Below are 8,976 nucleotides of genomic sequence, written 5' to 3' on the forward strand. Positions count from 1 at the left end.
GGCGAAAGCGCATTTTGCCGAAATCGGGGCCGCGGACGCATCTTCGTTCGAAGGCGAGGGATCACGCCACGCCCATATGCACCGCACCGAAACCGTCGATTACGGGATCGTTCTCGAAGGCGAACTGGTGCTGATCATGGACGAGGGCGAAACCACTGTCGGCCCCGGCGATATCATCGTGCAGCGCGGTACCAATCACGGCTGGTCCAATCGTACCAATGAAAATTGCCGGATCGCTTTTATTCTGATCGATGGCGTATTTGATGAAAGTTTAAAACAATGAGACTTGCAACATTAAAAGACGGCACTCCTGGCGGCGCGCTCGCTGTTGTTTCAGACGATGGCACGCGCGTGCTGAAAATTGGAGATAGTTTGCCAATTTTGCTAAAGCTGATGGAAGATTGGGATGCCGGTCAAACGACCCTTGCAGAGGCGCAGAACAAACTCGCATCTGGTCAAGGAGAGCTATGCAAATCCGATGCCTTTGCGGCGCCCATGCCGCGCAGCTGGCAATGGCTGGACGGTTCCGCCTTTTCCACCCACGGCGATCTGATGCAGGTCGCTTTTGGCCTGGATCCGATCGATACCGACAGACCGCTCATGTATCAGGGGATTTCGGACAAGTTCTTCGGCCCGACCGAAGATGTGCCGTTGCCAACGACAGAGCATGGCATCGATTTTGAGGGCGAGTTCGGAGTTATCGTCGATCATGTGCCGATGGGAACCTCAGCCGCAGATGCGATGAACCACATCAAGCTGATAGTTCAGATTAACGACTGGTCGCTGCGCGCTATTGCGCCCATCGAAATGAAAACGGGGTTTGGCTGGGTCCAGGCAAAACCCGCCTGTTCGATGGCGCCTTTTGCCGTCACTCCTGACGAATTGGGTAAAGGTTGGAAAGACGGACGGGTTTGTCTCGATTTGGAAATTGACTTGAACGGCGAAAAATTTGGAGCGGCCAATGGCGCAGCCATGGATTTTGGTTTCCACGAACTGGTTGCTCATGCCGCATTGACGCGCGATCTGGTCGCGGGAACGATCATTGGGTCGGGTACCGTTTCCAATCCAAACTATGCAGAAGTCGGATCAAGCTGTATTTCAGAGGTTCGCGCGATCGAGATGATCCGCGACAAGGGGCCCGCGACCACGCCGTTCATGTCTTTTGGCGACCGTATCCGCATGGAAGGTCGCGGCATTGACGGCTCGTCGCCGTTTGGCGTGATCGACCAGAAAGTGGTCCAAGCCTGAGCGCGTTTCAAACAGGCAACCCGACATAATTTTCGGCGATGGACTTCTGCGCAGCTTCGCTGGATGCAATATAATCTAGTTCAGCCACCTGCATCTTGCGTTCGAACGGGCCGTCGTCAGGAAAGCGGTGCATCAGCTTGGTCAAGGACCAGCTGAATCGCTCTGCTTTCCAGACGCGGGAAAGCGCTTTCTTCGCATAGGCTCTGACGGCATCCTGATCGTTATGCTTGAAATAGCCCGTGAAGGCCTCGGAAAGATAGTGAACATCGGAGGCCGCAAGATTGAGTCCTTTCGCTCCGGTGGGAGGAACGATATGAGCCGCGTCACCCGCCAGGAATAAAGATCCGTGCTGCATCGGTTCAAACACGTAAGAGCGCAAAGGCGCAATGCTCTTTTCCAATGCCGGTCCGCGCGTCATATGTGCAGCGGCATCTGGCCCGAGGCGCACGGCGAGTTCGTCCCAGAGCCGTGCATCCGGCCAATCCTCGACCTTTTCCGTCATCGCCACGTCGATATAGTAGCGGCTGCGGGTTCGTGACCGCATCGAGGCAAGAGCAAATCCATTCTCGTGATTGGCGTAAATCAGCTCGTCGTGACAGGGCGGCACATCGGCCAAAATGCCCAGCCATCCGAAGGGATAGACCCGTTCGAACTCACGTGCGGCGCTGGCTGGAATCGCTTGGCGTGAAGGGCCGTAATAACCGTCACATCCCGCAATGAAGCGGGCATCAATCCGATGCTGCGTGCCGTCTTTGCCATAAGTCAGATAGGGCATGTCGCTTTCGATATCATGCAACGCGACATCCGAGGATTCATAAATGATTTCCAGTCCGCGACCCTCGGCTGCTTCCATCAGGTCGCGGGTCACTTCGGTCTGGCCGTAAACCGTCACATGTTTTCCAGAGAGTTCGAACGTGTTGATCCGGATCAATCGTTGGCCGTCTGCGAGGCAGAAACCTTCCTCGAGCAGGCCTTCCTTGTCCAAGCGCTCATCGAGTCCGAGACGATGGAGCAAGTCGGTTGTGGTCTGCTCCAATACGCCCGCGCGGATGCGGCCGAGAATATAGTCGGGTGACTGACGTTCGACGATGACGCAATCAATCCCTTCGGCGCGCAACAAATGGCCGAGCAGCAGGCCCGCGGGCCCGGCGCCAATGATCGCGACCTGTGTTTTCACCCCAATTGACCCTCGAGATCGTGCAGAACCTTGTAGCAGGGCAACACTTGCGCGACGCTGCTGTTCGGTTCGCGGCCTTCGCGGATCGCAGCGATAAATTCGCGGTCCTGAAGCTCGATACCGTTCATCGATACATCGACCTTGCTTACGTCAATCACTTCTTCCTTGCCGTTCACCAGATCATCGTATCGCGCGATATAAGTGGCGTTATCACCGATATAGCGAAAAAATGTCCCCAGCGGCCCATCGTTGTTGAACGAAAGCGAGAGCGTGCAGATCGCGCCACTTTCGGCCTTCATCTGGATCGACATATCCATTGCAATTCCCAGTTCCGGATGGATCGGCCCTTGAATCGCGTTTGCCTGAATGATGGGTCCAGCCTGATAGGCAAACAAATCGACGGTATGCGCCGCATGGTGCCAAAGCAGATGGTCGGTCCAGCTGCGCGCTTGCCCCTTGGCGTTGATATTCTTTCGCCGGAAGAAATAGGTCTGCACGTCCATTTGCTGGATATTATATTCGCCGGCCTTGATCCGGTTGTGCACATATTGATGGCTGGGATTGAAGCGGCGGGTGTGGCCAACCATGCAGACAAGCCCGGTTTCTTTCTGTTTGGCCATAACCGCTTCGCAATCGGCCCAGCTGTCGGCGAGCGGGATTTCCACCTCGACATGCTTGCCTGCATCCATGGCTTTCATCGCCTGGTCGGCATGCATTTGTGTCGGCGTAGCCAATATAACAGCATCGACATCTTCGCGCGCGAGCATTGTGTCATAATCAGTCGTAGCGAAACCAACGCCATATTTATCGGCCATCGCCTGGGTTGGTTCGAGTGTTCGGCCAACGAGCGCAGTCACTTCAATGCCATCGATATTTTTCAGGCCATCGAGATGTTTTTCTCCAAAGGCGCCGCCGCCTGCTAGTGCGATTTTCATGAAAGATACTCCTTGGATCTAGTTGTCTGGTTCGAGCACAATGTGCCCGATAGCGGTGTTGCTGCACGGAATATGGTAGTGGCGATGCAGGCATTTTGTTTTTTTGCCGAGCGCGCCGCGCATGATCAGCCACATGATCATTTCAATGCCCTCGCTGCCCGTTTCGCGCAGATATTCGATATGCGGAATATGCCGCGCGGCATCGGTATCGCCGGTCAGCATGTCGAGGAATTTGTTATCCCACGCGCGGTTTAGCAATCCGGCACGCGGCCCTTGCAGCTGGTGACTCATACCGCCTGTGCCCCAAATCTGTACGTTCAGATCTTCGGGAAAACTTGCAACGGCTCGGGCAATTGCTTCGCCCAATGCCCAGCAACGATTGCCCGATGGCACCGGATAGGTGACAACATTGACCGCCAGCGGCACGACCTTGACCGGCCATTTTTCAGGCTGACCAAACATCATGCTCAACGGCACGGTCAGTCCATGATCGACATCCATTTCGTTGATTATAGTCATGTCAAAATCGTCGAGGATCAGGCTCTGCGCTATATGCCAGCCGAGGTCGGCATGTCCTTCTACATGGGGCACTTCACGCGGGCCCCAGCCTTCATCGGCAGGTTTGTAACTCTCGCCACAACCGATTGCAAAAGTGGGAATGATATTGGCGTCAAATGCCGACGCATGGTCATTGTAAACCAATATGACAACATCGGGTTTTTCGGTTTCTTCCCATTTTCGGGTCCATTCATAGCCTTCAAAAATGGGTCCGAAATAATCATCCTGCGTTTTGCCCTGATCGACGGCAACGCCAAGCAGGGGAACATGGCTGGAGCCGACGCCAGCGGTAATACGCGCCATTTCAATAGCCTCCCTTGATCGAGCGATTGCCCTCGGGCGAACGTCCGCCATTGAGCATCATGTCGCGATATTCGGGGAAGGTCATATCCGTCATCGTCGAGACCGCTTCGGCAAAGCTGATACCGTCGGTCGAGAATATCTTGCTGAGAAAATAGATGTTGCCGCCGAGTTCAAGCATGCGGTTATAGTCGCGATGCAGCACCGCCTGCCGCTGTTCCTCGGTGATTGGCCATTCGGCGAGATAGGCCTTTTCATCGGCCTTCCAGCGCTCGCGGTTCTCCGCGTTCATCAGGCTCATTGCGAACTGGTTGAGATGATAGCCCTGCCGCGCACGTGATGCCGTAAAGACCCGCGTGCCTGGAAGGTCCTCGAGCTCGGCGAGATATTCGTGGATATCCTGTTCGATCATATACTGCCTTCTGCCTTCCTGATGCGGTCGATCATCTGGCGCGAACGCACGCCGCCCTGATCGATATTGTAAGCCTGCAATTTTAGCTGCGGATTGGCTTTTATCGAGCGCTGTTGCGCCTCCAGTATTTCAACATCCTCAGCGAAAACGCCGCTCTGCTGCTGGCGGAAGCGGGCACCAAAGCCGGGATCGTCGGTCCGGAAATCGCGCGCCATGCCCCAGAAATAGTGGCTGTGCGTTTCGTCCTGGGGGGTCATGACATCCACCACGAAACCACGAACACCCTGATCATGTTTTGCAAGGCTGGCACCGGCTTCAACCGGTGCGACACCAACATCGATGATGACCGCGGACGGCGCGATAAATTCGCAAATCTGCCAGCGGTCGACCCGGCCTTCCTTGCCGAGCGCACCTTTCCAGAATGGTGGTGGATCGATGTCGGGTATCCAGCGTTCGACAAACACCCGGTCATCGGTCGTGCGGGTGTCCAGCGGGGCATCCATCAGCTCCTGTTGGCCGATGGAGCCTTGATGGACATAGGTCTCGTGGGTCAGGTCCATCAGATTGTCGATCAACAGACGATAATCGCAGCCGATGGAATAATATCCCCCTTCGAACGCCCAGCCTTTTGCGGAGCAGGGCCACAAATCGGGGATAAGTTCAGGATCGGCTGGCGTATCGCCCATCCATATCCACACAAACCGGTGACGTTCATGGACAACGAATGTTTCCGTGCAAATCCGCTTGTTCACCGGATCCGATTTTAGCGGCATTTCTTCGGCGACACCATCGGGACCAATTTTCAGGCCATGATATTTGCAGCGGAGAGAATCGCCCTCCTTGATTCCCATAGACAAGGGCAACATGCGATGAGGGCAGGCATCGCGCATAGCAACAACTCCGCCATCGAGCTTGCGCCATAGAACAACAGGCACGCCCAACATCGTTCGAGCTAGCGGCTGGGGACCAATCTCATAGTCCCAACCAGCCACATACCAGGCGTTTTTGATCCAGGTACTCATTGCGTTCCCTCCGTCAATTCCGAACCCAATTGTGAAAACAATGGGCGTGTTTTGTTGGGAATTTCTTTGTTGCTTGGCTGGGTTTCGTCAGGATCATCGACTGCGCACACAATAACCTCGTACCCAAACAACAGGCCAGAATACCGACTGCATTTTTCCCTGCCGATACTCACAGCCCGCGCTCCTTCAGCTGTGCATCCAGTCTTGGGAAGACGCGGCGTGCATTCCCTTCAAAAATGGCATGGCGTTCAGCGTCGGTCAGGTCGAGCGCATCGATATAACGTTTGGTGTCGTCGAAATAATGACCGGTTTGCGGATCGATGCCGCGCACCGCGCCGACCATTTCGCTACCGAACAGGATATTCTTGTTGTCTATGACATCGGCGAGCAGGTTGATGCCCGGCTGGTGATAAACGCAGGTGTCGAAGAAGACATTGTTCATCACATGGGTCGACAGGTCTGGTTGCTTCAGCATATCGGCCAGCCCGCGATATCGGCCCCAATGATAGGGAACGGCACCCCCGCCATGCGGGATGATCAAACGCAATGTCGGAAAATCTTTGAATAGGTCTCCTTGAATGAGCTGCATGAAGGCAATCGTGTCGGCCGCGATATAATAGGCCCCGGTTGCGTGCATTGCCGGATTACAGCTGCCCGACACATGGATCATCGCGGGCATATCCAGTTCGACCATCTTTTCATAAAACGGATACCAGAATGTGTCGGTCAAAGGCGGGTGTTCAAACTTGCCGCCACCCGGATCAGGGTTCAGGTTGCATCCGATGAAGCCCATGTCTGCGCAGCGCTGCAACTCGGCAATGGAGGAACTCATGTCTGCTTCCGGTGACTGCGGTAGCATGCACACCGGCGCAAATGTATCGGGGTAAAGCCCAGCCACGCGCGCGATCAGGTTATTGCAAACCTGCGCCCATTTTACGGCAACACTCTGGTCACCTACATGCGGGGCCATGGCCGAGGCTCGTGGACTGAAAATCGTCATGTCCGCGCCGCGTTCTTTGAGCAGCCGAAGCTGGTTGGCTTTGATCGTTTCGCGGATTTCATCGTCGGAAATTTCGGGGTAGGGCGGTGCTTCCTCGCCCGCGGCAAATGCCGCCTTTTGCAACTCGCGCCATTCGTCATGCGCTTTTGGGAGAACGGTATAATGGCCGTGGCAATCGATGATCATGACATTTTCTCCACAATTGCAGCCAACTTGGCATTCAGGCCTTTTGGTACTGGAGAGACTTCCAACTCTCCCATCGCCTGTTGCCAGCCCACCGTTCCTTCGGTCAGAATCGGCGTAACTCCAAGTGAGAGCAACGTTTGCGATGATTCATGCATTTCCGCCGAACGCCGCAGTCCGTGAACCAGCATCCGGTCGAGACGATAGTCCGCCTGGTCCGACCAATCATTGCCAAAGCTCGTCAGGACTTCGTCGGTAACCCCGGCCTTTTCGCAAGCAATCAGGCATTCTGCGGTCAATGCCTCGACGCCTTTATACATGACGGAGCGCAACATCTTGATGGTTGAGGCACGGCCGATATCGTCGCCAACAATGCGTACATTGGTGAAACCCAGAGCAGCCAGCGCCGCTTTGCCATCTTCCGAATAAGGGCCGGAAACAAGCAAAGGAACCGCCAGCCGCGCTGGATCAACCGGTGACATGATGGCGACGTCGACATAACGCCCGCCTGCGCCCTCAATCACTTCAAATGCGTCGCGCTTGGTCTGAGGCGCGACAGAATTCATGTCGAAATATAGAGATTTAGGGGTCAGATGTGGTGCGGCATTTTGCGCCGCGATCAGCGCCTGATCCGCTGTGACGACACTGATGGTTTGCGGACTGTCTTTCAGAGCAGCGTCGATCGTAGTGCAGGCCGTTACGCCATCTTTTGTCAAAAGCGCTTCAAGCGGCTCCACATCATATACCTGCGCCTGCGACTGCCAGCCTGCGGCGCACGCAAAGGTCCGGCCAGCTTCACCATATCCAATCAAAGTCACCGAGCTTGTCATGACCGCAAGTCTAGGCATTTCCAAAGGACAAGCTAATTGGAAGGCCGGTATGGCTATAAGTTTTTGATAACTTAAGTTGCTTTTGATATGGCCTTCAAGATGGTCAGAAACTTTTCCTGCATCGCCGTTGGTCGCCATTCCGTGCGCGTTGTAACACCGATTTTACGGGTATATCCTTCCGGAATATTGGTGATTTTGACGAGCCAGCCGGCTTCCAGTTCGACAGCGACCTGATCGGGCGACAACAGGGTGAGGAAATCGCTCTCGATCAGGATCTGACGGATGGTAATCACCGACCCGCAGTCTATCGGAACTTGAGGCAGCGGAATCGATAATTTGTCGAACATGCTTGCCCATCCATCGCGCAATGGCGTTCCGGTGGCTGGAATGATCCAGGAATATTTTGCAAGATTTTCGAGCGAGGGTTGGTCGGACAGCGCCGGATGGCCTTTGCGGCCAATGACCGCGGGATGATCATCGAACAATGGTTGTTGGGCAACGTCCGGTCCGGGCGACGGCGCCCGCATCGCACCGATCATCAAGTCGATGTCACCGTCACGTAGCGGTTCGATCAACTCGTGAAAGGCACCTTCGATAATATTGATCGCGACATCGGGATTATCCCGATGAAAAGCAGCGACCGCTGCTGGTAATATGCGCGCGCGCGACAGAGGCATGGCTCCGATAGTGATCCGGCCTGTCTCGCGACCCTGCAAGGCGGCAAGTTCGCTCAAACCGGCTTCAAGTTCGGCGCGGGCGAGGCGAAACCGCCGCGCAGTGCGCCTGCCTTGCTCAGTCAGCGCGACACCTTTCCCGCGCCGCTCGACCAGATTTCGTTTGAGTGCGACAGACAGATCGCCGACGGCCCGATGCAAGGATGGCTGGGCAAGCCCGGTGGCATTTGATGCTGCGGCATAGCTTCCCGCATCCGCCAACGCGATTAACGCGCGCAGCTGCGTCATGGTGACGCGCGGGGAAACAATATGGATCAGTGCGGTTTCTATTCTGGGAAAAAATAAGCGTCCCGCTTCGGTTGCAACCATGCCATCGGTTCGCCGCTCAAATAGCGGCTGATCCAGCATGGATTCCAGTTTTGCCAATCCTTGCGTGAGGGCAGGCTGACTAATATGGATGGCTTGCGCTGCAGCGGAAATACTACCCAAATGCCCAATAGATGAAGCGGCACGCAGATGTCTAAGGTTGAAATCGGAAATCTTCATTCACAATACGATTAGCATATTCTTATGGGTGCTGCATAGTTCCGACTTGCTTGTCTGGTCGCAATCTTTGTAACCTCTGAACAAACAAAAG

Annotated in this window: 10 protein-coding genes; 2 read left to right on the forward strand and 8 right to left on the reverse strand. The window is 55.1% G+C overall.

The annotated features are described in order from the left end of the window. Together WBM93_RS12095 and WBM93_RS12100 are read left to right on the forward strand one after the other, a co-directional pair. A partial coding sequence (locus WBM93_RS12095) for a cupin domain-containing protein (protein ID WP_424432122.1) occupies positions 1–283 on the forward strand: 283 nt, incomplete at its 5' end. After that, positions 280–1,248 carry a fumarylacetoacetate hydrolase family protein gene (locus WBM93_RS12100; protein ID WP_424432123.1) on the forward strand — a complete coding sequence of 323 codons (969 nt, stop codon included), beginning with the start codon at positions 280–282 and terminating at the stop codon, positions 1,246–1,248. The genes WBM93_RS12095 and WBM93_RS12100, both read left to right, overlap by 4 nt. A gap of 7 nt (positions 1,249–1,255) precedes the next feature. Here WBM93_RS12100 and pobA read toward each other — a convergent pair whose 3' ends face one another. The 8 genes from pobA to WBM93_RS12140 all read right to left on the reverse strand — a co-directional run bounded on the left by pobA (position 1,256) and on the right by WBM93_RS12140 (position 8,885). Then, entirely contained in the window at positions 1,256–2,425 is a 1,170-nt protein-coding gene (pobA, locus tag WBM93_RS12105) for a 4-hydroxybenzoate 3-monooxygenase (protein WP_424432124.1), read from the reverse strand. After that, the gene (locus WBM93_RS12110) at positions 2,422–3,360 is read right to left on the reverse strand and encodes a Gfo/Idh/MocA family oxidoreductase (protein ID WP_424432125.1); all 939 of its coding nucleotides are present in this window, start codon (positions 3,358–3,360) and stop codon (positions 2,422–2,424) included. The genes pobA and WBM93_RS12110 overlap by 4 nt, the downstream gene beginning before the upstream one ends. A gap of 18 nt (positions 3,361–3,378) precedes the next feature. After that, complete coding sequence (locus WBM93_RS12115) at positions 3,379–4,221, reverse strand: class III extradiol dioxygenase subunit beta (RefSeq protein ID WP_424432126.1); 843 nt, start codon at positions 4,219–4,221, stop codon at positions 3,379–3,381. Position 4,222: 1 nt separating this feature from the next. Next, on the reverse strand, positions 4,223–4,630 hold the full coding sequence (gene ligA, locus WBM93_RS12120) for a protocatechuate 4,5-dioxygenase subunit alpha (protein ID WP_424432127.1): 408 nt from the start codon (positions 4,628–4,630) through the stop codon (positions 4,223–4,225). Continuing rightward, positions 4,627–5,652 carry a Rieske 2Fe-2S domain-containing protein gene (locus tag WBM93_RS12125; protein ID WP_424432128.1) on the reverse strand — a complete coding sequence of 342 codons (1,026 nt, stop codon included), beginning with the start codon at positions 5,650–5,652 and terminating at the stop codon, positions 4,627–4,629. Before WBM93_RS12125 ends, ligA begins: the two co-directional genes overlap by 4 nt. Before the next feature lie 169 nt (positions 5,653–5,821). Next, positions 5,822–6,838, reverse strand: coding sequence for an amidohydrolase family protein (locus tag WBM93_RS12130; protein ID WP_424432129.1), 1,017 nt, complete (start codon positions 6,836–6,838; stop codon positions 5,822–5,824). Continuing rightward, positions 6,835–7,653 carry a DUF1932 domain-containing protein gene (locus WBM93_RS12135; protein ID WP_424432130.1) on the reverse strand — a complete coding sequence of 273 codons (819 nt, stop codon included), beginning with the start codon at positions 7,651–7,653 and terminating at the stop codon, positions 6,835–6,837. Before WBM93_RS12135 ends, WBM93_RS12130 begins: the two co-directional genes overlap by 4 nt. An 83-nt stretch (positions 7,654–7,736) precedes the next feature. Beyond that, complete coding sequence (locus WBM93_RS12140) at positions 7,737–8,885, reverse strand: LysR substrate-binding domain-containing protein (protein ID WP_424432131.1); 1,149 nt, start codon at positions 8,883–8,885, stop codon at positions 7,737–7,739. Positions 8,886–8,976 lie beyond the last annotated feature (91 nt).

Origin of the sequence: Parasphingorhabdus sp., from assembly GCF_049667325.1 — a bacterium.
GTDB lineage: Bacteria > Pseudomonadota > Alphaproteobacteria > Sphingomonadales > Sphingomonadaceae > Parasphingorhabdus.

What these genes read in the sequence shown, in the direction of transcription:
- WBM93_RS12100 (WP_424432123.1), top strand. Translation starts at nt 280, where the DNA reads ATGAGACTTGCAACATTAAAAGACGGCACTCCTGGCGGCGCGCTCGCT.
- WBM93_RS12110 (WP_424432125.1), bottom strand. Translation starts at nt 3,360, where the DNA reads ATGAAAATCGCACTAGCAGGCGGCGGCGCCTTTGGAGAAAAACATCTC.
- WBM93_RS12115 (WP_424432126.1), bottom strand. Translation starts at nt 4,221, where the DNA reads ATGGCGCGTATTACCGCTGGCGTCGGCTCCAGCCATGTTCCCCTGCTT.
- ligA (WP_424432127.1), bottom strand. Translation starts at nt 4,630, where the DNA reads ATGATCGAACAGGATATCCACGAATATCTCGCCGAGCTCGAGGACCTT.
- WBM93_RS12125 (WP_424432128.1), bottom strand. Translation starts at nt 5,652, where the DNA reads ATGAGTACCTGGATCAAAAACGCCTGGTATGTGGCTGGTTGGGACTAT.
- WBM93_RS12130 (WP_424432129.1), bottom strand. Translation starts at nt 6,838, where the DNA reads ATGATCATCGATTGCCACGGCCATTATACCGTTCTCCCAAAAGCGCAT.
- WBM93_RS12140 (WP_424432131.1), bottom strand. Translation starts at nt 8,885, where the DNA reads ATGAAGATTTCCGATTTCAACCTTAGACATCTGCGTGCCGCTTCATCT.